The organism is Mesorhizobium sp. LSJC285A00 (genome assembly GCF_000503155.1).
Lineage (GTDB): Bacteria > Pseudomonadota > Alphaproteobacteria > Rhizobiales > Rhizobiaceae > Mesorhizobium.
This window is the reverse complement of sequence record NZ_AYVK01000022.1, coordinates 25,375-50,655: the sequence shown is the minus strand read 5'-3', so window position 1 is coordinate 50,655 and position 25,281 is coordinate 25,375. Positions and strand designations below refer to the sequence as shown.

At 63.4% G+C, this 25,281-nt stretch carries 24 protein-coding genes, 1 tRNA gene, 1 pseudogene and 1 riboswitch; of the genes and pseudogenes, 16 read left to right on the top strand and 10 right to left on the bottom strand.

Translation table 11 applies throughout. The features are described 5' to 3' along the window. Positions 1–37 precede the first annotated feature (37 nt). The 6 genes from mce to X726_RS150905 all read left to right on the top strand — a co-directional run bounded on the left by mce (position 38) and on the right by X726_RS150905 (position 6,514). Positions 38–442, top strand: a complete 405-nt coding sequence (mce, locus tag X726_RS150880) for a methylmalonyl-CoA epimerase (protein ID WP_023670804.1) — start codon at positions 38–40, stop codon at positions 440–442. After that, positions 439–723 carry a DUF1467 family protein gene (locus X726_RS150885; RefSeq protein WP_023670803.1) on the top strand — a complete coding sequence of 95 codons (285 nt, stop codon included), beginning with the start codon at positions 439–441 and terminating at the stop codon, positions 721–723. Before mce ends, X726_RS150885 begins: the two co-directional genes overlap by 4 nt. A 729-nt stretch (positions 724–1,452) precedes the next feature. Continuing rightward, positions 1,453–2,781, top strand: a complete 1,329-nt coding sequence (gene proS, locus X726_RS150890; RefSeq protein WP_023670802.1) for a proline--tRNA ligase — start codon at positions 1,453–1,455, stop codon at positions 2,779–2,781. After that, the gene (locus X726_RS150895; protein ID WP_023670801.1) at positions 2,778–4,124 is read left to right on the top strand and encodes a lipoprotein-releasing ABC transporter permease subunit; all 1,347 of its coding nucleotides are present in this window, start codon (positions 2,778–2,780) and stop codon (positions 4,122–4,124) included. The genes proS and X726_RS150895 overlap by 4 nt, the downstream gene beginning before the upstream one ends. Next, positions 4,121–4,804 carry an ABC transporter ATP-binding protein gene (locus tag X726_RS150900; protein WP_023670800.1) on the top strand — a complete coding sequence of 228 codons (684 nt, stop codon included), beginning with the start codon at positions 4,121–4,123 and terminating at the stop codon, positions 4,802–4,804. Before X726_RS150895 ends, X726_RS150900 begins: the two co-directional genes overlap by 4 nt. 459 nt (positions 4,805–5,263) lie before the next feature. Beyond that, on the top strand, positions 5,264–6,514 hold the full coding sequence (locus X726_RS150905; protein ID WP_023670799.1) for a peptidase M50: 1,251 nt from the start codon (positions 5,264–5,266) through the stop codon (positions 6,512–6,514). A 19-nt stretch (positions 6,515–6,533) separates the two neighbouring features. On the opposite strand, the gene lipB is transcribed toward X726_RS150905, so the two are convergent. Further along, positions 6,534–7,277 (bottom strand): lipoyl(octanoyl) transferase LipB, encoded by a 744-nt coding sequence (gene lipB / locus X726_RS150910; protein WP_023670798.1) that lies wholly within the window; start codon positions 7,275–7,277, stop codon positions 6,534–6,536. A 338-nt stretch (positions 7,278–7,615) separates the two neighbouring features. On the opposite strand from lipB, the gene X726_RS150915 reads away from it, so the two are divergent. Then, positions 7,616–7,700: transfer RNA gene (locus X726_RS150915), tRNA-Leu, on the top strand. Positions 7,701–8,367: 667 nt separating this feature from the next. Here the strand turns inward: X726_RS150915 and X726_RS150920 are convergent. Further along, entirely contained in the window at positions 8,368–9,447 is a 1,080-nt protein-coding gene (locus X726_RS150920; RefSeq protein WP_023670797.1) for a histidine kinase dimerization/phosphoacceptor domain -containing protein, read from the bottom strand. Positions 9,448–9,846: 399 nt separating this feature from the next. Between X726_RS150920 and X726_RS150925 the strand changes: the two genes are divergently transcribed. Continuing rightward, the gene (locus X726_RS150925; protein ID WP_023670796.1) at positions 9,847–10,779 is read left to right on the top strand and encodes a TauD/TfdA family dioxygenase; all 933 of its coding nucleotides are present in this window, start codon (positions 9,847–9,849) and stop codon (positions 10,777–10,779) included. Between the two features lie 27 nt (positions 10,780–10,806). Here the strand turns inward: X726_RS150925 and sucD are convergent, their stop codons facing one another. The 5 genes from sucD to X726_RS150950 form a co-directional block, all read right to left on the bottom strand. Further along, positions 10,807–11,706 carry a succinate--CoA ligase subunit alpha gene (gene sucD, locus X726_RS150930; protein WP_023670795.1) on the bottom strand — a complete coding sequence of 300 codons (900 nt, stop codon included), beginning with the start codon at positions 11,704–11,706 and terminating at the stop codon, positions 10,807–10,809. A gap of 14 nt (positions 11,707–11,720) precedes the next feature. Then, on the bottom strand, positions 11,721–12,905 hold the full coding sequence (locus X726_RS150935; protein WP_023670794.1) for a malate--CoA ligase subunit beta: 1,185 nt from the start codon (positions 12,903–12,905) through the stop codon (positions 11,721–11,723). Between the two features lie 18 nt (positions 12,906–12,923). After that, positions 12,924–13,898, bottom strand: coding sequence for a CoA ester lyase (locus X726_RS150940; RefSeq protein WP_023670793.1), 975 nt, complete (start codon positions 13,896–13,898; stop codon positions 12,924–12,926). A 6-nt stretch (positions 13,899–13,904) separates the two neighbouring features. Then, on the bottom strand, positions 13,905–15,095 hold the full coding sequence (locus X726_RS150945) for an aminotransferase class V-fold PLP-dependent enzyme (RefSeq protein WP_023670792.1): 1,191 nt from the start codon (positions 15,093–15,095) through the stop codon (positions 13,905–13,907). A 146-nt stretch (positions 15,096–15,241) separates the two neighbouring features. After that, a complete protein-coding gene (locus X726_RS150950; protein ID WP_023670791.1) occupies positions 15,242–15,907 on the bottom strand; it encodes a response regulator transcription factor in 666 nt (221 codons plus the stop codon). Between the two features lie 266 nt (positions 15,908–16,173). On the opposite strand from X726_RS150950, the gene mgtE reads away from it, so the two are divergent. Beyond that, on the top strand, positions 16,174–17,592 hold the full coding sequence (gene mgtE, locus X726_RS150955; RefSeq protein WP_023670790.1) for a magnesium transporter: 1,419 nt from the start codon (positions 16,174–16,176) through the stop codon (positions 17,590–17,592). Positions 17,593–17,750: 158 nt separating this feature from the next. Next, entirely contained in the window at positions 17,751–18,137 is a 387-nt protein-coding gene (locus X726_RS150960) for a MerR family DNA-binding transcriptional regulator (RefSeq protein ID WP_006203215.1), read from the top strand. A 311-nt stretch (positions 18,138–18,448) separates the two neighbouring features. Here the strand turns inward: X726_RS150960 and X726_RS150965 are convergent, their stop codons facing one another. Both X726_RS150965 and X726_RS150970 read right to left on the bottom strand, forming a co-directional pair. Then, entirely contained in the window at positions 18,449–18,955 is a 507-nt protein-coding gene (locus X726_RS150965) for an isoprenylcysteine carboxylmethyltransferase family protein (protein ID WP_023670789.1), read from the bottom strand. Further along, positions 18,952–19,962, bottom strand: a complete 1,011-nt coding sequence (locus X726_RS150970; RefSeq protein WP_023670788.1) for a DUF1624 domain-containing protein — start codon at positions 19,960–19,962, stop codon at positions 18,952–18,954. The genes X726_RS150965 and X726_RS150970 overlap by 4 nt, the downstream gene beginning before the upstream one ends. A 233-nt stretch (positions 19,963–20,195) precedes the next feature. Here X726_RS150970 and X726_RS150975 point away from each other — a divergent pair, with 233 nt between their 5' ends. After that, positions 20,196–21,395 carry an MFS transporter gene (locus X726_RS150975; RefSeq protein ID WP_023670787.1) on the top strand — a complete coding sequence of 400 codons (1,200 nt, stop codon included), beginning with the start codon at positions 20,196–20,198 and terminating at the stop codon, positions 21,393–21,395. 7 nt (positions 21,396–21,402) lie between these two features. Here the strand turns inward: X726_RS150975 and X726_RS150980 are convergent, their stop codons facing one another. Further along, positions 21,403–22,578 (bottom strand): aromatic ring-hydroxylating dioxygenase subunit alpha, encoded by a 1,176-nt coding sequence (locus X726_RS150980; protein WP_023670786.1) that lies wholly within the window; start codon positions 22,576–22,578, stop codon positions 21,403–21,405. Between the two features lie 134 nt (positions 22,579–22,712). Here X726_RS150980 and X726_RS150985 point away from each other — a divergent pair, with 134 nt between their 5' ends. The 5 genes and pseudogenes from X726_RS150985 to cobU all read left to right on the top strand — a co-directional run bounded on the left by X726_RS150985 (position 22,713) and on the right by cobU (position 25,281). Beyond that, the gene (locus tag X726_RS150985) at positions 22,713–23,405 is read left to right on the top strand and encodes a gamma-glutamylcyclotransferase (RefSeq protein ID WP_031199063.1); all 693 of its coding nucleotides are present in this window, start codon (positions 22,713–22,715) and stop codon (positions 23,403–23,405) included. A 67-nt stretch (positions 23,406–23,472) separates the two neighbouring features. Further along, positions 23,473–23,668: riboswitch (cobalamin riboswitch) on the top strand. A gap of 35 nt (positions 23,669–23,703) precedes the next feature. Further along, the gene (locus tag X726_RS150990; RefSeq protein WP_023670784.1) at positions 23,704–23,883 is read left to right on the top strand and encodes a CbtB domain-containing protein; all 180 of its coding nucleotides are present in this window, start codon (positions 23,704–23,706) and stop codon (positions 23,881–23,883) included. Positions 23,884–23,898: 15 nt separating this feature from the next. Continuing rightward, positions 23,899–24,702, top strand: a complete 804-nt coding sequence (locus X726_RS150995) for a CbtA family protein (RefSeq protein WP_023670783.1) — start codon at positions 23,899–23,901, stop codon at positions 24,700–24,702. Continuing rightward, a pseudogene (locus X726_RS1000000171755) lies at positions 24,695–24,804 on the top strand (bifunctional adenosylcobinamide kinase/adenosylcobinamide-phosphate guanylyltransferase); the annotation flags it as partial. The gene X726_RS150995 and the pseudogene X726_RS1000000171755, both read left to right, overlap by 8 nt. After that, positions 24,787–25,281 (top strand): bifunctional adenosylcobinamide kinase/adenosylcobinamide-phosphate guanylyltransferase, encoded by a 495-nt coding sequence (gene cobU / locus X726_RS151000; RefSeq protein ID WP_023670782.1) that lies wholly within the window; start codon positions 24,787–24,789, stop codon positions 25,279–25,281. The pseudogene X726_RS1000000171755 and the gene cobU, both read left to right, overlap by 18 nt.

The following is a 25,281-nucleotide window of genomic DNA, read 5'->3' as shown; positions in this document are numbered from 1 at the left end:
TGCCTATTCCCTACTCCCTTAACTTGTGGAGCACTTCATGCTCGGACGCCTGAACCATGTAGCGCTTGCCGTGCCGGACCTGGCCGCGGCGATTGCGGCCTATCGCGATACGCTTGGCGCGAAGGTCACCGCGCCGCAAGCGCTGCCCGAGCATGGCGTTACCGTGGTGTTCGTCGATGTCGGCAACACCAAGATCGAACTCCTGGAGCCGCTGGGCGAGGGGTCGCCGATCGCGGCCTTTCTGGACAAGAACCCCTCGGGTGGCATGCATCATGTCTGCTACGAGGTCGACGACATCCTTGCCGCGCGCGATCACCTCAAAGCGAGCGGCGCCCGCGTGCTGGGCGACGGCAATCCCAAAACCGGCGCCCACGGCAAGCCGGTGCTGTTCCTGCATCCCAAGGATTTCTTCGGCACGCTGGTCGAACTGGAGCAGGCATGAGCTGGATTTCGTTTGCCGCGCTGTTCTTCATCACCTGGTGGCTGATGCTGTTCATCGTGCTGCCGTTCAGCGTCAAGACGCAGGATGACGACCAGGACGTGACGCTGGGCACGGTTGCGAGTGCGCCGCGCGGGCCGCATATGCTGCGCGCCGTGATCCGCACCACCATCGTCACGGCTGTCGTCATGGGGGTTTTCTATAGCCTGACGCACGGGCTGGGCTACAGCCTCGACGAAGTCCCGCACATCATCCCCGAAGCCAGCCAGGCACCGGCTAACTAACACTTTCCCGCCGACAGATCGGGTGGGGTGTTCGTGCCTGTTTTCGAAGCGCCAAACTCAGGGTTTGGCTCACCAGCCTGCGATGCGCAATCGGCGGCCAGGCATGGCCCACCCGCATTAGAATCACGCCTTGGTGTCAGGCTGACGCAAGCTCACGTGATTTGGGAACAGGTTGATCTAACCAGATGATCGGGCAAAAAAAATGCAAGGCACAAGGCCTTGCAATTTAAACGCGTTCCGATCTGTTTTCCGGTTTCCGGCGGCAGCGGGTAACCGCGCCTAGATCGCATCCTCCCAAGACTTTGACCGCGTAGGAGAGCAGATTTTTCTCCACCCTCTCGGTTATCGGGGCACACTAGCCTAACCCTGATGAAATTGTCACGCAGAATTTTGCCCGCAATCGGGCAATCTGTGCTGCAGTGCACAATAGTGCGGCAGGCTTTGCTTGCGAAACGAACAACGCCGGGGCTGCCGCATTAATGGGGCCAGGTGTGCCGCGTAGCCCGGACGCGCAAAGCGTGTGTGAGGACTTTGCAGTCAGGCGATCACTTTGCGTCAGAAGCATTATCGTTTTCGGTGCGAAGGTCTTTGGAAGAAGAATCGATTTTTGCGATTTCGGACCGATGCGACCGGTCGGGTTTCCATTCCGTCACGAAATAGCTATGAAGCCGGGGCAAGCAAGCCAGCCGCGCCGATTCCGGCGCAGCCTCCTCTCTCACGGACCTGTCCATGCGTTTGTCGCAGTTTTTCCTGCCCATCCTGAAAGAAAATCCGCGCGAGGCCGAGATCGTCTCGCACCGGCTGATGCTGCGTGCCGGCATGATCCGCCAGCAGGGGCAGGGCAGCTTTTCCTGGCTGCCGCTGGGCAAGCTGGTGCTGGACAAGGTCTGCCGCATCATCCGCGAGGAGCAGAACCGCGCCGGCGCTCTGGAAATCCTGATGCCGACCATCCAGTCGGCCGATCTGTGGCGCGAAAGCGGCCGCTATGACGATTACGGCAAGGAGATGCTGCGCATCAAGGACCGGCAGGACCGCGACATGCTCTACGGTCCGACCAATGAGGAAGTGGTCACCGAGATCGTGCGCGCCTACGTCAAGTCCTACAAGGATTTGCCGCTCAACCTCTACCACATCCAGTGGAAGTTCCGCGACGAGGTGCGGCCGCGGTTCGGCGTCATGCGTTCACGCGAATTCCTGATGAAGGACGCCTATTCCTTCGACCTCGATTTCGAGGGAGCCAAAGCCGCCTATAACCGCATGTTCGTATCCTATCTCCGAACGTTCACGCGCATGGGGCTGCAGGCCATTCCGATGCGGGCCGACACAGGGCCGATCGGCGGCGATCTCAGCCATGAATTCATCATCCTGGCCGACACCGGCGAGAGCCAGGTCTATTGCGACCGCGAATATCTGTCGCTCCAGGTGCCCGGCGAGAAAACCGACTTCGGCAATGACGGCGAGATCGCCGACATCGTCAAGACGTGGACGACGCCTTACGCCGCCACCGACGAGATGCATGACGAGGCGGCCTGGGACAAGCTTGGCGAAGCCGACCGGGTCTCGGCACGCGGCATCGAGGTCGGCCACATCTTCCATTTCGGCGACAAATATTCCAAGCCCATGGGCGCCAAGGTGACCGGGCCCGACGGCAAGGATCATTTCGTTTCCGGCGGCTCCTACGGTATCGGTCCGTCGCGGCTGGTGGCGGCGATCATCGAGGCCAGCCATGACGATAACGGCATCATCTGGCCGGAAGCGGTGACGCCGTTCGACATCGGCCTGATCAACATGAAGGCCGGCGATGCCGAGTGCGACCGCGTCTGCGGCGAGCTCTACGCCGCCTTCACCAGCGCCGGCAAGGATGTGCTATACGACGACACCGACCAGCGGCCGGGCGGCAAGTTCGCCACCGCGGACCTGATCGGCCTGCCCTGGCAGGTGATCGTCGGGCCGCGCGGCGTGGCCGCCGGCGAGATCGAGATCAAGAACCGCCGGACCGGCGAGCGCGAGACGCTGCCGGTCGCGGAGGCCAGGAAACGCTTCGGTGCAACCGCATGAGCGAAGCCGCGGCAGCGAAGTCTTCGGTAGCCCAGTCTCCGGTTGGCAAGTCTCCGGTCGCCAAGTCTCCGGTCACCAAGTCTCCGGTCGCCGGCCCGTTCTCCATGTTCGAACGCATGGTCGCCTGGCGTTATTTGCGGTCGCGCCGCAAGGAGACGGTGATCTCGGTCATCGCCTCGATCTCCTTCCTCGGCATCATGCTGGGCGTCGCCACGCTGATCGTCGTCATGGCTGTCATGAACGGGTTTCGAGCCGAACTTCTGACCCGCATCCTCGGCGTCAACGGCCATCTGATCGTGCAGCCGCTGGATTCGCCGCTTGAGGACTATGCGCAGGTCGCAGCCCGCATCAACGGCGTGGCCGGCGTCAAATACGCGATCCCGCTGATCGACGGCCAGGTGCTGGCGCAAGGCAATGTCGGCGGCGGCATGGGCGCGCTGGTGCGCGGTATCAGGGCCGAAGACCTCGGCAAGATCGCCATCGTCGCCCAGAACGTCAAGCAAGGCACGCTTGACGGCTTCGACTCCGGCGATGGCGTCGCCATCGGCAAGCGCATGGCGGAGAATCTCGGCCTTGTGCTCGGCGACACCATCACGCTGATCTCGCCGGACGGCGATGTGACGCCGATGGGCACGACGCCGCGGCTGAAGGGCTACAAGGTGGCGGCGATCTTCGAGGTCGGCATGTCGGAGTATGACAGCTCCATCGTCTACATGCCGTTTTCCGAAGCGCAGCTCTATTTCAACATGGACGGCAGGGCGCAGACGATCGAGATCTATGTCGACAACCCCGATAATGTCGACGCGCTGAAACCGCTGGTCGATGCGGCGGCGCAACGCCCGATCGACATGGTCGACTGGCGCCAGCGCAACGAGACGTTCTTTTCGGCGCTGCAGGTCGAGCGCAACGTCATGTTCATGATCCTGACGCTGATCGTGCTGGTGGCGGCGCTCAACATCATCTCCGGCCTGATCATGCTGGTGAAGGACAAGGGCCACGATATCGCCATCCTGCGCACAATGGGCGCCTCGCGCGGCGCCATCCTGCGCATCTTCCTGATGACGGGTGCTGCGATCGGCGTCACCGGCACGCTGGCCGGCGTGCTGCTCGGGGTGCTCATCTGCACCAACATCGAATCCATCCGCCAGTTCTTCTCCTGGATGACCGGCAAGGTGCTGTTCAATCCGGAACTCTATTTCCTCAGCCAGCTGCCGGCAAAGATGGACCCGCGCGAGACCACCTATGTCATCCTGATGGCGCTCGGCCTGTCCTTCCTGGCAACGGTGTTTCCGGCATGGCGCGCCGCACGGCTCGATCCGGTCGAGGCCTTGAGATACGAATGAAGTCCGAGATCATTATCGAGCTGAAGAGCGTCGAGCGGCACTATGTCCAGGGGCCGCGCAAGCTCACCATTTTGAACGGCGCCGACTTTTCGCTGAAGCGCGGCGAGATGGTGGCGCTGGTGGCGCCGTCGGGCACCGGCAAGTCGACGCTGCTCCATACGGCGGGCCTGCTCGAGCGCCCCGACGCCGGTGACGTCATTCTGGCCGGCCGCGCCTGCGGACGGCTCTCCGACGACGAACGCACGGCGATCCGCCGCAACGATGTCGGCTTCGTCTATCAGTTCCATCATCTGCTGCCGGAGTTTTCGGCGCTCGAAAACATCATGATGCCGCAGCTGATCAAAGGGCTTTCGCGCAAGGAGTCGTCGGAGCGCGCAGCACAGCTGCTCGACTATATGCAGATCGGCAAGCGCGCGTCGCACCGTCCGTCGGAGCTGTCCGGCGGCGAACAGCAGCGCGTCGCCATCGCCCGTGCCGTCGCCAATGCGCCCTTGCTGCTTTTGGCCGACGAGCCGACCGGCAATCTCGACCCGGTCACCGCGTCCTATGTCTTCGACGCGCTTGGCGCGCTGGTCAAGCAGTCCGGCCTTGCCGCGCTGATCGCGACCCACAATCACGAACTCGCCTCGCGCATGGACCGCCGGGTGACGTTGGCGGATGGCAAGGTCGTTCCGTTGTAGGCCCCAACTTCCTCATCCTAGGGTCTGCGCCGCGTCGCTGCGCTCCTTGCTCCGCCCTAGGATCACGAAGTGATTGGTGCGTGTCCCGATCGCAAAGGCATGCGATGCGCCCTGCGTCAGCACCGCCGTCACCCCGTCAACCTTTCCTTAACCCTGCCCAAACCGGCTGTCAGGATTCGTCGGCATGCCGCTTTCCGCTCATTGACTTTCGAACAAAGTTAGAACAAAATACGAACATATCAACAACAGGAGAGAGTTATGAGCGATCTTGTTCAGGACGTCGTTTCGTTGGTGTGCATGAGTGCGTTTCTCGTTTCCATGGCGGTCTGGATCGGCGCCATGTGATAAATCTGCGGTTGGCCGCAGTGTTTAGGCGGACAGGAGGGCGTTGTGCCGTTAAGCCTTTCTTGCCGCCGTGCCGCTAGGGTGCCCTGCCAAATACAGGGAGCAAAACCTTAGGTGTCGCCGATCGTGACGGCCCTTCTCGTGGTCGGTAATCTCGGATTGATTTTCCTTTTGATGACCGCGCCGCTCGGTTTGCGCACGGTGAGGCTCAGCCGCGTGGTCGCAATGGACCGGCAGCGCCTCTGGCAGGCGCTGTGGCCGCTCGGCAGCGGTGCCGGCTGGTCCGGCGAGATACTCTCGGCCCAGCCGCTGGACGGGCAGGGCACGGCCCGCATCCTGCTGTCGTGGGAAGGCCGGGACGGCCAGCCGATCGAGCGCAGGTCGCGCTTCGAGGACGTCGTCGAAGGCAGTCGTTTTTCGATGCGGGTCATCGAGGATACCGCGCTCGACGCGTCGTTCTGGAAGGATTTTTACGAGACCACCGAACTCACCTCGGAAGGCGCCGGCACGCGCGTCACGCTCAGCCAGACCGATCGCTATCGCGGCGTCGCCTTCCTGGTGTTCCGCTACTTCGCCATGCGCCGCGAGCTCGGCAAGCTGGAGGTCTGGGCGACGACCGGACAGTATCGCAAGGGCGGCTGGTTCGAGCATCCGCTGAGCCAGGTCGGTTTCGCCGTTCTGTCGGCTTTCATCCTTTGGCCGTTCTTCGGACTCAATCTCGGCGGCCTGGCGCTGGCCGCGATCCTGACCTCGGTGGTCGCCCTGCATGAGCTCGGCCACATGGCGGCCTTCCGGCTGACCGGTCATCGTAAGGCGCGGATGATCTTTATCCCGCTGCTCGGCGGCATCGCCATTGGCGGCCGGCCTTATGACAGCCGCTTCGAGGTCGCCTTCGTGGCGCTGATGGGCGCTGGTTTTTCCGCGTTCCTGGTACCGCTGCTGATCGTCGCCAGCGGGCTCGCATCCGGCGAGGGACATCGGCTCGCCGCGGCCCTTCTGGCGACGCTTGCCGGCTTTGCCGCGCTGTTCAACATCGCCAATCTGGTGCCGGTGTGGAAATTCGACGGCGGTCAGGTGCTGCGCCAGATCTGCCCGGGGCCGGTCGCCCTGGCGCTCGCCTCGTTTTCCCTGCTCTCGGCCTTGCTATGGCTTGGCTGGCTGGCCGGCTTTTCCCAAAGCTTTCTGCTGGTGGCGGGCGCCGTCTTTGCCATCCTCAGCCTGATGACAGTGGGTAGCGGGGTAAAACCGCGCCACGAATTGAAGCCGATCCGCATCTTCGACCGTTTCGCCATGGCCGGCGCGCTGCTGGCCGTCTTCGCCATTCACGGTTTCGGGCTGTTGTGGGCCTCGGCGCGGTTGCTTTGAGCGTTGGTCGAGGCGAGACTCAGCCGGCCTTGCGAGCCGGTTCTGCAGAAGTTGACTCCGCTGCCCCGAAAACATCCTCGAAGGCGGATTTCAGCGCCAGGTCGAAATCGCCCATGGTCACGGGCAGGCCGAGGTCGACGAGGCTGGTGACGCCGTGATCCGGCACGCCGCATGGCACGATGCCGCTGAAATGGCTGAGATCCGGCTCGACATTGACGGCAATGCCATGAAAGCTCACCCAGCGCCGCAGCCGGATGCCGATGGCCGCGATCTTGTCTTCAGCCGGCGAGCCGTCGGGCAGGGACGGGCGCTCGGGCCGCACCACCCAGACTCCGACGCGGTCCTCGCGGCGTTCGCCGCGCACATTGAAGGCGGCAAGCGTGCCGATGATCCACTGCTCGAGCGCGGCGACGAAGGCGCGCACATCCTCGCGCCGGCGCTTCAGGTCAAGCATGACATAGGCAACCCGCTGCCCCGGCCCGTGATAGGTGTATTCGCCGCCGCGCCCCGCGGCAAAGACCGGGAAACGGTCGGGGTCGATCAAGTCCTCGATGCGGGCGCTGGTGCCGGCGGTGTAAAGCGGCGGATGCTCGACCAGCCAGACCATCTCGGCGGCCGCACCCGTGCGGATCGCCTCGGCGCGCGCTTCCATCAGGGCCAGCGCATCGGTGTAGCCGGTCAGGCCGGGCTCGATGCGCCATTCGACCGGCGCCGAACCCGGCAAGGGCAGGAACGACGTGGCGATCTGGCTGCGTTCGGTCATGGCTTTTTCGTTTTTCGCGTGACGCACGCCGGCTTGGCGAAACCGGCTTGCGCTCTGGGGCCAAATGCATTTGCCCTTCATATGGCGGTATCCGGCTGAAACGTCCAGTTCGCCACGCATTTCGGCCTTCGCGCACGACCCCGAAGATAGGAACGATCTTCGGAAAGGATCATGCGCCAAATCAAAGTGCTGCAGCGTCCTTTGCGCGTCCCACAGGACGCGCGGCGCTGTAGAGGCCGATATGCCAATTTGCGGCGATTATTGCGCGCCGCGCCCTTGTTTCGCCGGAAACGATTTGCTACACGCCGCGAGCCGGTTCGTTCCGGCTCCTACCACGGGCGGTCGTGGCGGAATTGGTAGACGCGCAGCGTTGAGGTCGCTGTGGGGCAACCCGTGGAAGTTCGAGTCTTCTCGACCGCACCATAATTTTTCGGCCATTGAAATCATTGCGGCTTCTCAGGCCATCGACGCCAAATCATCGCCTTTGGCGCTTGAACCGGCCGCAGCAGAGTTGCAACAAGAGGTCGCAGAGCCGCACGCGAACGCCGCTTGGCTCGCACCGGCCAGCCTCCTGCACCCGAGTCCCCGGCTTTGCCGGTGGCGGGGCAGGGGATGTGGGTGACCTAAGCGGCGCGTCGTTGCGGGAAATGGAGACCCGGACGGGCTCGACGAGGGTCAACGGCCGTCACGACGGTGTGGTGGTGATCGCAGTAGACGCGATCCGGCGACGTCGGCCCGGCACAAAACCGGTAACCACCGGGTACCGACCGGTCTTCGCTCACCGGGAAGCGGCACTGGTGCAGGCCTAGCTGAATGAGGGGGACGTCTCTCGACGCTGGTCTGATATTTTCACGCATGATGGTTTTCAGTTTCCTGGTTCATAGCCATTGCCGGCTGACGACCGCGGTGCGACCCGTCGGAGCTAGCTTCTCTCGTTTAGGGCTGTGGACCACATATGGTGCTGATCGCACCGTCAAAGAAGCCCGGCGCCCCGCTTCTGCAGCCAAATCGTTTGCGACTTAAGGCCACACCCGCGAGCGCCCGAAGCACCTGTCCGGCCGGGATTTGTCGGGCGCGCCGTTACATAGCCTCAGTCCGTCGCCGCCGATCGCTTGAAGACGATGGTGACCTTGGTTCCCTCGCCGGCACTCGACTTGACGTCGAATTGCGCTTTGGCATTTTCGGTCAGCGACCGCGCGATCAGGGAGCCGAGCTTGCCTGGCCTGGGCCAGGTCTCACCCGTCGGCAGACCGATTCCATCATCGGCGACAGTCACCCGGCAACCATCGCCGCTGACGACGCTGTGCAGCGTGATCGTGCCGCCGTCGCGCCCGACGAATGCATGTTTGAGAGCGTTGGTCAGCAACTCATTGACGACCAGGCCTGTCGGCATGGCAACGTTGATGGATACCGGATAGGTATCCACCTTAAGGTCGAGGCGGATACCTTCGACTGCGTGCGACGCCATGACGGCGGACGCGATCTGGCTAAGATACACACCAAGATCCACCTCATCCTTCTGCTGGTCAGCCGACAAGGTCTGGTAAAGGATTGCCAATGCGTCTACCCGGCCGGCAAGCCTTTCGAAACGCTTCTGGTCCGGTTCGGTGGCGTTGCGGGTTTCCATCCGGATCAAAGCGGTGATCATCTGCAGATTGTTTTTCACCCGGTGCTGCAGTTCGCGCAACAGGGTGTCCTTCTCCCGGATGAGCTCCTCCGCGGGTCGCGTGTCCTCGGTCTCACCGTGTGCCGTGACGTCGACAAGCGCCACCAGCCGGAAGCAGAGCTTGCCGTTGTCGTCCTCGATGACGTTGGAATAAACGTCGACGATTGCCGGCTTGTCCTCGCCGCGCTCAAGACGAAATGTGCCGACGAAATCGGTGTCTTCAACGACAGCCTCGGCGAGCGGCCTGTCCTTCTGCCGATGAAGCCCCCTGCCGGAAAGGGCCGCCCAGTTTTCCCGCGCAAGCTTCGGCGCCTTGAGGTCCGAGAGCTTCTCGAATTCGGGATTGGCGTAGACGACACGTTCCTTCGCGATCAATTCCGAGACGGCGATCGCGATCGGCATCTGGTCGAGAAATTTCTTGAACTGGTCGCTTTCCAGCGCGGTGGCGAGGTCAGGCGTATCGAGCAATTGCTCGACAGCGTCAGCCTTATCGGAGTCTGTCATCTCGGCGCCTGCGTGATGCGTGGAAGCCATCAATATCAGGCATGCAATTCACCCGCCATCTCCAATATCGAAGGGGATACGACAGCGTCACTACTGGTGCGGGCCGCGTCGCGCAGCGCTCCACCGCCTGCCGCTCACGAACGAATTGGACAGAAGGCATTTTTCTCAGGGCCGCCGAACTTTGAAAAGAAATGTCTATGGAATTTGTAGAATTACGCTTTGAATGGGATCTCGGTACTGCTCGCAAGCCTTGGCGGCCTTCGCCTCCTGAGCTGAGATCAGTGCTCTCGTTGCCAAGCAAGTCGGCTCCCGATGAGGGAGTTGCTCCGCCGATCGCTATGCGGCCGGCAGACGGCGGAGCATTGCCACCAGCCCGCGGCTTTAGAGGAAGAGGTTCCCATGACCAGACTTACCCCCGTAGAGCAGATCATCCCGGTTTCCGATATTGTCCCGCTTACCGGACGCGTCGGCGCAGAGATCAGGAACATTCGGCTCTCCGGCGACCTGCCACAGCAGACGGTCGCGGCGATCAACCAGATCCTGTTGCGGCACAAGGTGGTGTTCTTCCGCGACCAGGCGCATCTCGACGATGCCGGGCAGGAGCGCTTTGCCCAGCGTCTCGGCGACCTCGTCCCGCATCCGACGCAAGGTCCCGTCAAGGGAACGGCGTCCATTCTCGAACTCGATTCCAGCCGTGGCGGCGGTCGCGCCGACCAATGGCATACCGATGTCACCTTCGTCGACGCCTATCCGAAATTCTCCGTTCTTCGCGGCGTCGTCATACCGCCGGCCGGCGGCGACACCATCTGGTCGAACACCGCGGCCGCCTATCAGGACCTGCCCGAGCCGTTGAAGCTGCTGGCCGACAATCTCTGGGCGGTGCACAGCAACGCCTACGATTACGCCGCGGTGCGGCCGCGTGCGAGTGCTGCGGAAAAGAAGCACTTCGAGGAAATCTTCACCTCGACGATCTACGAGACCGAGCATCCCGGTGTCCGCGTCCATCCCGAAACAGGCGAGCGCTCGCTGCTGCTCGGCAATTTCGTGCAACGGCTGATCGGTCTTTCCAAAAGCGATTCGGCGAAGCTCTACGAGGTGTTCCAGTCCTATGTCACGGCGCCGGAGAACACCGTGCGCTGGCGCTGGAAGGCCGGCGATGTGGCGATCTGGGATAACCGCGCGACGCAGCACTACGCCGTCAACGATTACGGCGACCAGCACCGGGTGGTCCGTCGCGCCACGGTCGACGGCGACATTCCGGTCAGCGTCGACGGCCGCCGCAGCGCCACCCGCACCAAGGTCGCGAAGCCGGCAGCCGACAAGGCGGCATGAGGCGCGGTCGAACGCGAAGGCCGCTGTTCAGGCGGCCTTCTTCATACGTGACAGCGTATCGGCGACCACCTCACCAAACGAGGACGGCGTCGGCACGATGATCACACCGGCCTCCTTCAGGATTTCGACCTTTTCCTGCGCCGACTCGCCGAAGGCCGAGATGATGGCGCCGGCGTGGCCCATGCGGCGGCCTTTGGGGGCGGAGAGGCCGGCGATGTAGGCGATCAGGGGCTTGCGCATATTATCGCGCGCCCAGATCGCGGCTTCGGCTTCCTGCGGTCCGCCGATCTCGCCGATCATCACCACCGCGTCGGTGTCGTCATCCTGTTCGAACAGTTTCAGCATGTCCTTGAAGGACGAGCCGTTGATCGGGTCGCCGCCAATGCCGACGCTGGTCGAGACGCCGATGCCGAGCGACTTCATCTGCGACGCCGCCTCGTAGCCCAGGGTTCCCGAGCGGCCGACAATGCCGACGCGGCCAGGCAGATAGATGCTGCCGGGCATGATGCCCATCAGCGCCTGTCCGGGCGTGATGACGCCGGCGCAGTTCGGCCCGATCAGCCGCATGCGGTCCTCGTAGCGGTAGCGCAGCATGTAGCGCTTGACCTGCATCATGTCCTGCGACGGGATGCCGTCGGTGATGCAGACGCAGAGTTTTATGCCGGCGTCGGCCGCTTCCATGATCGAATCGGCGGCAAAGGGCGGCGGCACGAAGACGATGCTGGCCTCGGCGCGGGTCTCGCGCACCGCGCCCTTGACCGTGTTGAAGACGGGCAGGCCAAGATGCTTCTGGCCGCCTTTGCCGGGCGTAACGCCGCCGACCAGCTTGGTGCCGTAGCGCTTCATGTCCTCGGCATGGAAGCTGCCGATCTTGCCGGTGAACCCCTGGACGATGACGCGGGTGCTGCGGTTGAGCAGGATTGCCATTTTCTCGACCTCCCTCAGGCTGCTTTTTTCTTGGTGGCCGCGCGCCAGGCGGCGACGGCTTTTTCGGCGGCTTCGGCCAGCGTGTCGGCAACGATCACCGCCTCGCCGGAATCAGCCAGGATGCGGCGGCCTTCCTCGGCCCTGGTGCCGGAGAGACGGACCACCAGCGGCACGTTGACGCCGACCTCGCGTATCGCCTTGATGACGCCTTCGGCGACCCAGTCGCAGCGGTTGATGCCGGCAAAGATGTTGACCAGTATGGTCTCGACATTCTTGTCGCCGAGCACGGCGCGGAAGGATTTGGCCACCCGCTCGGGCGAGGCGCCGCCACCGATGTCGAGGAAGTTGGCCGGTTCGCCGCCGGCGATTTTGATCATGTCCATGGTCGCCATGGCGAGGCCGGCGCCGTTGATGATGCAGCCGATGTTGCCGTCGAGCCCGACATAGGAGAGGCCGCGGTCGCTGGCGAAGGTCTCGCGCGGGTCTTCCTGGCTCTTGTCGCGCAGCTCGGAGATTTCCGGCCGCCTGAACAGCGCGTTCTCGTCGAACGACATTTTGGCGTCGAGCGCGATCAGATTGCCGTCGCGGGTCACCACCAGCGGATTGATCTCCAGCATCGAGGCGTCGTAGTCGCGAAACACCCGGTAGCAGCTGAAGATGGTCTCGGTCGCCTTGCCGATCAGATTGTGGTCGAGGCCGAGGCCGAAGGCGATCTCGCGCGCCTGGAAACGCTGCATGCCGACACCGGGATCGACCGATGTGCGCAGGATGGAGTTCGGTGCCTTCTCGACGATGTCCTCGATCTCCATGCCGCCGGCAGCGGACGCCACGATCATGACGCGCTCTTCCTTGCGGTCGAGCACGAAGCCGACATAGAGCTCCTGCGCGATATCGACGGCTTCCTCGAGATACAGGCGCGAAATCAGCTTGCCGCGCGGGTCGGTCTGCTGTGTCACCAGCTTGCGGCCGAGCATGCCCTCGGCCGCGCTGGAAATCTCCTCGTCATTGGCGCACAGTTTGATGCCGCCGGCCTTGCCGCGGGCGCCGGAATGCACCTGCGCCTTCAGCACCCATTTGGCGCCGCCGATCTCGCGGGCCCTGTAGGTCGCCTGCTCGGGGCTGTAGGCCAGCCCGCCGCGCGGCACATGCACGCCGTGGCGTGCCAGCAGTTCCTTGGCCTGATATTCGTGGATGTCCATTTTGTCCTCCCTGAACAGTCAATGCGTGGCGACGCGCGGCTCGCTAGAGAATTGGCTGGCCCGTTCGATTGCCTCGTTGACCACCAGAACATTGCGCGCCATGCGTTCCGACGCTGCGTCGATCATCTTGCCGTCGAGTGCGGCCGCTCCCTTGCCCTGCGCCTCCGCCTCCTTCAGCACTTCGAGGATGCGCCGGGCGCGGGTGACCTCTTTTTCCGGTGGAGAGAAGACGTCGTTGGCAAGCGCGATCTGCGAGGGGTGGATCGCCCACTTGCCTTCGATGCCCAGCGCCGCCGCGCGCCTGGCGCCAGCGATGTAGCCCTCCGGATCGGAGAAGTCGCCGAACGGCCCGTCAATGGCGCGCAAGCCATAGGCGCGGCAGGCGACGGTCATGCGCGACAGAGCGAAATGCCACTGATCGCCGGGATAGTCGGGGTTGAGGCCGCCAATGTTGACCGTGCGCGCCTTGCAGCTTGCCGCATAGTCGGCGACGCCGAAATGCATGGCTTCCAGCCGGCCGGGTGTCGCGGCAATCGCCTCGACATTGGCCATGCCGAGCGCGGTCTCGATCAGCGCTTCGAGGCCGACGCGGGTCCTGAAACCCTTTGCCATCTCGATCTGGTTGACCATGGCCTCGACCATGTAGAGGTCGGCCGGCACGCCGACCTTCGGCACCAAAATGGTGTCCAGCCGGTCACCGGCCTGCTCCATGACGTCAACCACGTCGCGGTACATGTAGTGCGTGTCGAGGCCGTTGATGCGCACCGAGACGGTCTTGCCCTTGGCGCGCCAGTCGATGTCGTTGAGCGCCTGGATGATGTTCTTGCGGGCGCGTTCCTTGTCGGGCGGGGCGACCGCATCCTCGATGTCGAGGAAGATGAAGTCGGCGGCGCTGTTGGCCGCCTTGTCGATCATTTCCGGGCTGGAGCCTGGAACCGCCAGCTCGCTGCGCTGCAGCCGTAATTTCTTGAGGTGGTTGATGGTGTGGCTCATTGCTCCTCAGGCGGCTTCGGCGACCGGCACGGCGGCCGAGGCGCGGAAGTGCTGGATGGCGGCGCCGACGCCGGAGCCGGGCGCCAGCCGTACGCCGCAGTCGAGCAGCGCCATTTCGGCGGCCGAGAGCGAGGCCAGCACCATCACCTCGTTCAGCCAGCCGAGATGGCCGATGCGGAAGACCTTGCCGATCACCTTGTTGAGGCCGCCGCCGAGCGCGGTCTGGTATTTCTGGTAGGCGCGCTTGACCACATCGCCGCTGTCGACGCCGTCCGGCACCAGGATGGCGCTGACGGTGTCGGAGTGCCATTTAGGCGTCTTGGCGCAGAGCTTCAGGCCCCAGGCGTCGACCGCCTTGCGCACGCCTTCGGCGAGGCGATGGTGGCGGGCGAAGATGTTTTCCAGCCCTTCCTCGGCGATCAGGTCGAGCGAGGCGCGCAGGCCGCGCAGCAGCTGCGTAGCCGGCGTATAGGGGAAGTAGCCGGCATCGTTGGCGCGGATCATATCTTCGAAGGAGAAGAAACAGCGGCGGTGGGTGGCGCTCCGCGAGGCGACCAGCGCCTTCTTGCTGACGGAGAGGAAACCGAGGCCGGCGGGCAGCATGAAACCCTTCTGCGAGCCGCTAACCGCGCAATCGACGCCCCATTCCTCCTGGCGAAAGTCGATCGAGCCGATCGACGAGACGCCGTCGACGAAGAGCAAAGCAGGGTGGTTGGCGTCATCGAGCGCGGCGCGGCAGCCGGCGACGTCGCTGGTCACGCCGGTCGCGGTCTCGTTTTGGGTGCAGAAGACTGCCTTGATGCGGTGCGCCTTGTCGGCCCTGAGCCGCTCGGCATAGAGCTCGAGCGGCACGCCGGTTCCCCATTCGCAGTCGATGACATCGACCTCGAAGCCGAGCCGTTCGGCCATGTCGACCCACAGATGCGAGAACTGGCCGAAGCGCGACATCAGCACGCGGTCACCGGGGCTGAGCACATTGGTCATCGCCGCTTCCCAGGCGCCGGTGCCGGAGGAGGGGTAGATGAAGACGCGGCCGGTCTCGTTCTTGAACACGCGCTTGATGTCTTCGAACAGCGGTAGCGTGAGATCGGGGAAGGATGCTGCACGCATGTCCTCCATCGGCAGGTTCATCGCCTGGCGGACCTGTTCGGGAATGTTGGTCGGTCCGGGAATGAAAAGATGGGTGAAACCGGCCATGTCGCGAACTCCTCCTGATCCAGCAAAGCGGTGATGGGGAGTTTCGTTTCGACGGCTAATGGCAACAACACCTCAAGAGGTAACATCTTGCCGCGCGCGGGTGGGGGTTGCCTACCCGGGTGACCTACCCGCGGCTCATCGCTTTCCTACCCGAACGGCTGCTTCTGGGTACGCCGCTCGCGCGCATAGAGCGCGACGGCCATCGCCCGGTTGCGGACGTCGAGCTTGTCGTAGAGATTCTTGAGGTGATACTTCACCGTGTTCTCGGAAATCCCCGTACGCGTCGCGATCTGCAAATTGGTCCAGCCGTCGGACAGCACGGCCAGCAGTTCGCGCTCGCGCACGGTGAGCAGCGACAAGGGCGTGTCGTTGACCTTGTTGATGTCGATGTAGGGGATGCAGATGCGTCCATGCGCGACGGCCAGGATGGTCTCGAAGATGATCGCTGGATCGTCGAACTGGAAGCAGTAGCCCTGGGCGCCGAGGCGCACGCACTGCTTCAGGATGCCGATGTCGTGGTCGTTGGAAAACACCGCGATGCGCACGCCGAGCTTGCGGCTGTGAACCTCGGCCAGCACATCGGCGCCGTCCATGTCGGCAAGCTTCCACCCGATGATTGCGACGTCGAATTCGCCTTCCGCTGCCAACTCAAGAAAATGCCTGCCGCTTTGCACGCAGGCCAGGAGCTCGAAGCGCCCGTCGCAGTCCAGCATGTCGCGCAGCGCCGATATCACGAGCGGATTGCGTTCGGCCACGACCACGCGCACACGCCGTTCCTCGATTGCTTTCTGCGTCTGCGACCTGATCTTCAAGGGCTTCCGGCTGTTCTGGTTGTCGCCTGGGCGGGTCCGGCCTTTGCCTGAACCTGCATCATGACAATTCTGCCCCAACCGTGCTGGGGTGCTCTTTCCCCAGCGACATGCGCTGTCGCGCCGCCTGAATCCTGGGCGGCGTCATATCCTGATGAAATCGCTCTCGCCCATATGCAGGGCGGGGCGCATTTCGTTTGATATTACCGTGCGTTGCGCGCTAGACCTGACAGGCACCTTTTCCGAAATTCCCATGGCGGGAGCCGCTGGTGGAACGCCAGGACGACCACACGACCGGCGCCAAAGCCGCTGACGATGCCCACGCCGACATCTATGGCGAGGACGGCGCCGTTCTGTCATCATTCCTCGCCCAGATCGGGGCGGCGATCGCCGATCGCGATACGCTGACGCTGAAGCGCGAAGTCGACGACCTGCACCAGTCGGAACTTGGCGATCTGCTCGAGGCCCTGCACCCCGAACAGCGTCGCGCCCTTGTCGAACTGCTCGGCGCCGACTTCGACTTCTCGTCGCTGACCGAGGTCGACGAGGCGATCCGCCGCGATATCGTCGACAATATGCCCAATGAGCAAATTGCCCAGGGCATGCAGGACCTCGATTCCGACGACGCGGTCTACATTCTCGAAGATCTTGAAAAGGAAGACCAGGACGAGATCCTGTCGCAGCTGCCGTTCACCGAGCGGATCAGGCTGCGCCGCTCGCTCGACTACCCGGAAGAGACCGCCGGCCGCCGCATGCAGACCGAGTTCGTCGCCGTGCCGCCGTTCTGGACCATAGGCCAGACCATCGACTACATGCGCGAAGACAAGAACCTGCCCGAGCGGTTCAGCCAGATCTTCGTCATCGATCCAAGCTTCAAGTTGCTCGGCGCCATCGACCTCGACCAGATCCTGCGCACCAAGCGCACGACCAAGGTCGGAGACGTGATGCACGAGACGAGGCACGCCATTCCGGCCACCATGGACCAGGAAGAGGCGGCGCGGGACTTCGAGCAATACGATCTTCTGTCCGCCGCCGTCGTCGACGAGAACGAGCGGCTGGTCGGCGTGCTGACCATCGACGACGTCGTCGACGTCATCCAGCAGGAGGCCGAGGAAGATCTGCTGCGCATGGGCGGCGTCGGCGACGAAGAGTTGTCCGACAGCATTCTTTCGACCTCGCGCTCGCGCGTTCCCTGGCTGCTGGTCAACCTGTTGACGGCGTTCCTGGCGGCGTCGGTGATCGGCCTGTTCGACCGCACCATCGAGCACATCGTGGCACTGGCCGTGCTGATGCCGATCGTGGCCGGCATGGGCGGCAATGCCGGTTCGCAGACCATGACCGTCACGGTACGCGCGCTGGCGACCAGGGATCTCGACATCTACAATGCCGGCCGCATCATCCGCCGCGAAATGGGCGTGGGTTCCATCAACGGCATCATCTTCGCCGTGCTGATCGGCATCGTCGCGGCCGTCTGGTTCCGCGATGCCAATCTGGGCGGCATCATAGCGGCGGCGATGATCATCAATATGTTCGTGGCAGCCCTTGCCGGTATCCTGATCCCGCTATTGCTCGACCGGTTCAAGATCGACCCGGCGGTGGCGTCGGCGGTTTTCGTCACCACCGTCACCGACGTCGTTGGCTTCTTTGCTTTCCTGGGGCTGGCCACCTGGTGGTTCGCTATCCCTTGAGAAAGAGGCGTTGCGGGCTCAATTGACTTTTACGTAAATGTGGTGCGAGGCTTGCGCGGGGTTCCATGCCGAGTCCGGCTTGGAACGGGGTTGATCGGAATGCGTTGGAAATCCCGGGCGACCGGGCGTTTTCCGATGTTCCGACATTTGGAGCAAAGATGCGGGAATATTATTCGATCACCGAACTGACCCGCGAATTCGACGTGTCGACGCGGACGCTGCGCTTCTACGAGGATGAGGGGCTGGTGCAACCGGTCCGGCGGGGCCGCACAAGGCTGTTTCGCCCATCTGACCGGCATCTGATCCGCCAGATCATGCGCGGGAAACGGCTCGGCTTCTCGATCAACGAAATCCGCGAAATCATCCAGATGTACAAGGAACCGCCCGGCGAGGTCGGTCAACTCAAGCTGATGATCAAGCGCATCGAGGAGAAGCGCGAGGATTTGCGCCAGAAGCGCCGCGATCTCGAGGAGACGCTGGCGGAGCTCGACCAGGCTGAGGAGTCATGTGTTGAGCGGCTGGTGGAGCTGGGGGTTAATACCTGAGCGGACCGTCGAGCGTTTGCGCGCGCCCGTCGCAAACGTTCGTAATTAGCCGGAGCCCTTCCGCACTTCGTCATTCTAGGGCGAAGCAGGAGCGAAGCTCCGTCGCGGAGACCCTAGAATCCATTCCGTGACATCGGTCGTGGAGTGCGGCGGTAGCGAATTCTGGACCATAGCAACGCTCTGGAGTCCCGGCATGGATCCTCGGGTCTGTGCTGCGTCGCTACGCTCCTTACTCCGCCCGTGGATGATGAAGAGATGGGCGTTCGGCTAGTCGCCAAGGCATGCGAACCCTGCCAGCGATCACACCCGCCTCAAATCCACCGGCGCACCCGCTTCGTATAGTCGCGGTACTTCTTGCCGAATTTGGCGAACAGCACCTTCTCCTCGCTCTCGATGGCGACCTTCTGCGTTGCAAAAGCCGCGATCAGGGCCAGCGGCAGGAACCATATGATCCCCGAGACGAAGGCGACGCCGATCAAAAGCAGCGTGTTGGCCAGATACATCGGGTTGCGCGTCACGCCGAACGGGCCAGACGTCACCAGATGCTCCGGCAAGCCATTGGGGTTCATCGTCGTTTTGGCCCGGATCATGGCGCGGATAGCGGTGAACCAGAGGGCTGCGACGGCAAACAGCACCACAAAGCCGGCGGCAAACAAAAGGTCGCCCAAGAGGTCGCCGATCCAGGGCAGGGGATAGAACAGGCCGAGCACGATGCTGATGGCGATGGCGGCGATGTAGATCAGTGGCGGCCACGGGATCAGCCGTGGTCTCGATAGATCGGGTTTTGCCAGCCCGGGTTTTGTGAGCTTGTCGGTCATTGTTGCCCTCCCTGCGTCATCGGGCTCTCCTCCGTCCTGGCGGTGCAGATGCCGGCGAGTTCACCGAGATGCGCTTTGAACTCCGGGGTCTGGTCGCCATTGTAGAGCCGGTCGAATGCCGCTTCGCTTTGCAGCGTGTCCAGCATGCACACACAATAGCTGGTGCAGAACTCCGTGTCGCGCTGCTGTTCGCAAGATACCTGGCATTCCTTGAGGAAGATCACTTCCCTTGTTTCGACGGGCGCCGGCGCAATCTGCGAGAACAGCCAGACGCAGCCGAACAGCAGCGGCTGGTGGATCAGGTAGAAAGCCAGGCTGTGGCGGCCGATGAAGGTGAGCGGCCTGGTCCAGCTTCCTGATCCCAGCGTGGCCAGCCGCGCCAGCAGGCCGGTGGTGGACGCAAACTTTGCCGCGGCGATGCCGAGAAGTACGGCGCCGAACCAGGGAAACAGCGGCACGTAATCGTTGGAGCGCGGGTTGATCGCCGACAGGCCGACCCACCACAGCGCCGGATGATCGAAGGCTTCGGATCGGAGATAGAGGGGGACTGCGATCACCAAAGCTGCCACGAAAAGCGTCAGCAAGGACGGCAGCCGCAAGAACAAAAGGCCGAGCAGGCTGGCCAGCGCGATCTCGTGCAGGATGCCGAAGAAGATGAAGCTGTCCGGCGTGATGAAGTACGTGACCGCCGATATAGCGGCGGCCGCGACGGCGACCATGGCAAAGCGTTTCCAGAAGCCGGTCCAGCGGATCTGCCTGCCATGCGCGAGAAACAGGCTGACGCCGACCAGGAACAGGAAGGTCGAGGCGATGCAGCGCGCATAGATCTTCCACCAGCCGACGGCGGTGAGGCCGGGATCGGTGTAGTGGAAATTTTCGAGATCCCAGGTGAAGTGGTAGCTCGCCATGGCGATCAGCGCGATGCCGCGTACGACATCGATGGCGACGATGCGCTTCGGTTGATCTCGCTTCAGTTGATCTCCAGGGGGTGCGGTATGGATGCTCATGGTCTCGCGATCTGATTCAGCCCCAAAGACGACTATCACGGTTGCACCGGACAAAAGAAGGCCGCCCTCTACGCTCCGGGTCGCGCCGTGCGGCTGCATCGGGCGGCGCTTTAGGCCAGAGCCGGAAAGCCTTTGGCCGAATTCGCTTTTTGCCGGGAAGGGGTCGGTTTCCTGTTACCGGCGGAGGAAGCGCCAGCGCAGATTTGACGCCGCGAGTCTGATTTGGGGATCAAATGTCCACCCATGTGCGCCATCCGATCTGGCTTCCGGCCCTGCGTCCGGCGGATGCCCGCACCTTTGCCTCGCTCTATGCGGTCGAATCCTTCGCCCGCGCCACGGTATCGAGCGTCATCCCGATCCAGGCTTATGAGATTCTGCACAACGAGCAGATCGTCTCGATCCTCTACACCATCGTGGCGCTGCTCGGCCTGTCGATGACCTTGTTCATGCCGATGTTGATCCGCAGGTTTGCCCGGCGCTGGGTCTATACCGCCGGCGCCTGCCTGCTGGCGATAGGCTCTCTGTTCTTCGTCACCCACACGCTTGCCGGGCAACTGACAGGCATGCTGTGCCGCGTCATGGGGGCGAGCGCCCTGTCGATCACGCTCAACCTCTACATCATGGACCACATCCGCAAGACCGATTTCATGCAGGCCGAATCGCTGCGCATGGCGTGGTCGATGCTGGCCTGGACCGGCGGGCCGACACTCGGCATCTTCCTCTACACACGCTACGGCATCTATGCCGCGCATGGCGCGGTCGCGGTGTTTGCGTTGGCCTTGCTGGCGCTGTTCTGGACCTACAGGCTGGGCGACAACCGGTCGATCCGGCCGGGCAAGACACGGCCGGCCAATCCGCTGGCCAATATCGGCCGCTTCGTAGCACAACCCAGGCTCAGGCTGGCCTGGCTGATCGCCTTCGGCCGCTCCTGCTTCTGGACGACGTTCTTCGTCTACGGGCCGCTGTTCATGGTGATTACCGGCGAGGGCAAGCTTGCCGGCGGCCTGCTGGTTTCGGCCGGCAATGCGCTGTTGTTCATGGCGATCTTCTGGGGCAAAGCGGGAAAACGCTTCGGCGGCCGGCGCACCATGACCTTCGCCTATTTCGCGATGTCGGCGACGCTGCTTGCGGCGGGCGCGGTCGGCACTACCGCGCCGCTGCTTACGGGCTTTTTCCTGCTCTGCGGCGCCTTCTTCACCATCGCGCTCGATGCACTGGGCTCGACCGCCTTCATGCGCTCGGTGCGGTCCTATGAGCGGGCGCAGATGGCCGCGGTCTACCGCACCTATCTCGACTTTTCCGAGCTGACGCCGCCGCTGGTCTATTCGGTGGTGCTGGCGTTTTTCGGCCTCGGCTCGGTGTTCGTGACGCTGGGCATTCTGGCCGCTGTTTGCGGCTTTATCACCTGGCGCTATCTGCCGAAGTCGCTTTAGTCGCCGATCAGGCGGTTGCCTCAAGCGCTGCATGCCGCTCGCGCACCCAGTTGTGGAAGCGGTGCAGATCGTACTCCTCCGGCATCAGCACGCCGGCCGCGTGACGCATGGAGCGCAGGCCTTTCTGGTTGATCTCGCAGATCGCGGCATCCTCCTCCAGCACCTGGGTGCCGAAGGCGACGACATTGTCGATGTCCGTCTCAGCCAGCGCCTCGGGCGCGAACAGCCATTCGGCGGTGAGTTCGGTCTGTTCGGGACCGAGCGGCATCAGTCGCACCGTCCTGACATAATCGACATGGCCGACGATGAACATCGAGGGCAGGCTGGTGGCATAGGTCTGTCCGGCCGCACGCTCGGCTGGCGTCAGGCCCGGGAAGACCGGGCCATGGGCATGTCCGTCGCGCGACCAGGTCTCGGCGCCGGCGCGCAGGCCACCCGAAAACTCCGGTGCGTCATTGTCGGCATGGCGGACCCAGTCGGGGTCGTCGTGCCGGCTCATCAGGCCGCGGCCGTATATCGGCACTAGCCGAGACAGGTCCTTGTGGACGCCTGGGCAATGCAGGCACTCGTTGAAGTTCTCCCAGAAGATTTTCCAGTTGCAGTTCATCACCTTGCGCAGGACATGGCCTGATACCAGCGTTTCCAGCGGCCAGTTGGCGAGGTCGCCGGATGCGGGATCGAAGGAGGTCTCGGCGGAGCCGGCCGTCGCCTGCTGAAGGTTCACAAAGACAAAGCCGCGCCACACCGACAGCGCCACCCGGTAGAGCGGATGATCTGCCTTGTCGAAACCATCTGGCAGCGATTTCGAGGGAACGCGCACGAGATCGCCGCGCAGCGAGTAGGACCAGGCATGGTAGGGGCAAGTGATGAGCCGCGCTTTCAGCCGGCCCTCGCTTTCCTGGCAAAGCTGCGAGCCGCGATGCCGGCAGGTGTTGTGGAAGGCGCGCAACTCGCCGGTGTCGTCGCGCAGCACGACGATTTCCTGCGTGCCGACGCGGAATGTCCTGAATGCCAAAGGCTGGGCAAGATCGGCCTCGCGGCAGACGAGCAGCCAGCTTTTGTACCAGATGGCCTCGAGATCGCGCTGGTAAGCCTCGCTATCCCAATAGGCCGATGACGGTAGCGTCGGTTCGGCCCGGCTCAGGCCGTTATAGGGGTCGCGCTCGCTCGGGTTGGGATGCATGGCTGGCTTCCTATGAAGCGTCAGCCGACACCCCGGCAAATCGTTTGTCAATCAGAGTGCCGCATTGCCGGTTGCAGGCGCGGCGCATAATCATGTCGTGGACATGGGACATTCGGAATTGGGGGGATTCGGACGTGGCCGCACGACAGATGTCGCTTACGCCGGAGCTGGTCGCGCGCTGCTGGCGCGAGATCAGGGACCCCGGGCCTGATCCGGACGCGATGCATCTCGATGAAGCCGACTATGACGCGCTTCTGGATGAATTGCAGGTCGAACTCCCGGATAGCGAACCGCTATGGCTGTTCGGCTATGGATCGCTGATCTGGAAACCGGAAATAGATTATGTCGAGGACCGCGTTGCGCTGGCGCGCGGCTGGCATCGGTCCTTTTGCATGAACATGACGCGCTGGCGCGGCACCAAGGTCAGCCCCGGCCTGATGATGGCGCTGGACCGTGGCGGACAATGCAAGGGCGTCGCCTTTCGGCTGACCGACAATAACCGGCGCGAGCAGTTGGGCCGGCTTTTCCGGCGCGAAGTCACGCTGAAGCCGACAAGCTACCGGCCGCGCATGCTGAAGCTTGCAAGCGAGGCCGGACCGCTCAGGGCATTGGCCTTCGTGATCAACCGCAACGGCCTGACCTATTCCGGCCCGCTCGACGAAGGCAAGATCGTCGAAAGGCTGGCCACGTCCTGCGGGCACTGGGGATCGGGCGCCGACTATCTCTACAACACGGTGAAAAACCTTGAAGAGCGCGGCATTCACGATCGCCATCTGTGGCGGCTGCAGCGGCTGGTTGCCGAGCGGATCACCGCGTTGAACCCGTAACGCCGCATGGCGCATTCGCGCTGTTGGCCGGCGGAATTTGGTTTGCCGGATGCGGCCGTTTCAGCCTATAGTCATGCATGTCGTCGGTTCCGTTAGGGACCAAGAGGGAATGCGGTGAGGGCTGACTTGTTGCCCAATGCCGTGGCTGCCCCCGCAACTGTGTGCGGTAGTCCTCTCCAAGCCACTGAGGATTTTTCCTCGGGAAGGTGGGGAAGGGCGCTGATCCGCGAGCCAGGAGACCTGCCGGCGACAGGGAACTGACTTCGATGCCCTCGGGTGGAGGGCGAAAGGACAAGATATGAATACCGCTTCCGTCTCCCTCGGCGCATCCGTCTCCTCGCAGTCGCGCTTCATGCAGCTCGTGCTTAGCGCGTTTCTGGGCATTTTCGTCGTCGGCGTTGTCGGTTTCTCGCATATCGATGCGGTCCACAATGCGGCGCACGACTATCGCCATTCGATGGCGTTTCCCTGCCACTGACGAGGATCTGACATCATGAACCTGTTTCGCAACGTCGTGTTCATCGCGGCGATCGCAGGGCTCGTGGCGGGTGTCGCTCTCGCCTGCATGCAGGCCTACGCCACCGTGCCGCTGATCCTCAAGGCGGAGGTCTACGAAAAGGCTGGTGGCGGCCATGAGCATCAGCATGCCGCGGCGCCCGCCGCCAACGCTGCGGACACCGATGCCATGAGCACCGCCGCGCCGGCGGAAAATGCGGTGAGCAGCGCAGCACCGGCTGAAGCAGCCGCGCCGGCGGAGGACGAAGGCTGGGCGCCGGCCGACGGCTTCGAGCGTTTCGCCTTCAGTGTCGTCGCCAATATCGTCACCGGCATCGGCTTCGCGCTGGTCCTGGTGGCGGTTTCCGAGTTCGCCGGCGGCATCGGCAGCTGGCGCCAGGGCGTGTTCTGGGGCTTGGCCGGCTTTGCCGTGTTCACGCTGGCGCCGGGCCTCGGCCTGCCGCCGGAACTGCCGGCAATGCCGGCGGCCGATCTCATGCAGCGCCAGATCTGGTGGTGGGCAACGGTGATGACAACGGCGATCGGTCTTGCCCTTATCACCTTCCGCACGTCGGCGCCCCTGACCGTGCTCGCCGTCGTCCTGATCGTCGCCCCGCATATTGTCGGCGCGCCGCAGCCTGACAGTTTCGTAACGCCGATCCCGGAGGGCCTGCATCATCAGTTCGTGGTGGCGGTGACGCTGACCAATCTGGTGTTCTGGCTGGTGCTCGGCGCAGTTGTCGGTGTAGTGCGCGCGCGCTTCGCCGGCACCGCGACCAGCCTGCGCGACAGCTTTGCCTGATCGCAGTTTGACCTTCATCATCGGCGGTGCGCGCTCCGGCAAGAGCGCGCATGCCGAAACTTTGGCGACGGCGTTGCTGCCGCCATGGGCTTATATCGCCACNCGCGCTCCGGCAAGAGCGCGCATGCCGAAACTTTGGCGACGGCGTTGCTGCCGCCATGGGCTTATATCGCCACCGCGCTAGCCTATGACGGCGAAATGCGCGAGCGCATCGCGCAGCACCGCTCGCGCCGTGGCGAGGGGTGGGCGACCATCGACGCCCCGCTTGATCTTGCCGGTGCGCTCGAGGCATTGCCGGACAACCAGCCGGTGCTTGTCGACTGCCTGACGCTGTGGCTGACCAATCATATGCTGGCCGATCATGATCTGGAGGGGGAGTGCCGGCGGCTGGCCGATGTGCTTTCGCGGCCGCGCGGACCGTGGTTCGTGGTCTCCAACGAAGTCGGACAAGGCATCGTGCCCGACAATGCGCTGGCACGCCGGTTCCGCGATGCCGCCGGCCGGCTCAACCAGCAGATCGCGGTCGTAGCTGATATGGTGCTTCTGATGGTGGCGGGGCTGCCGCTCAAGGTGAAATGA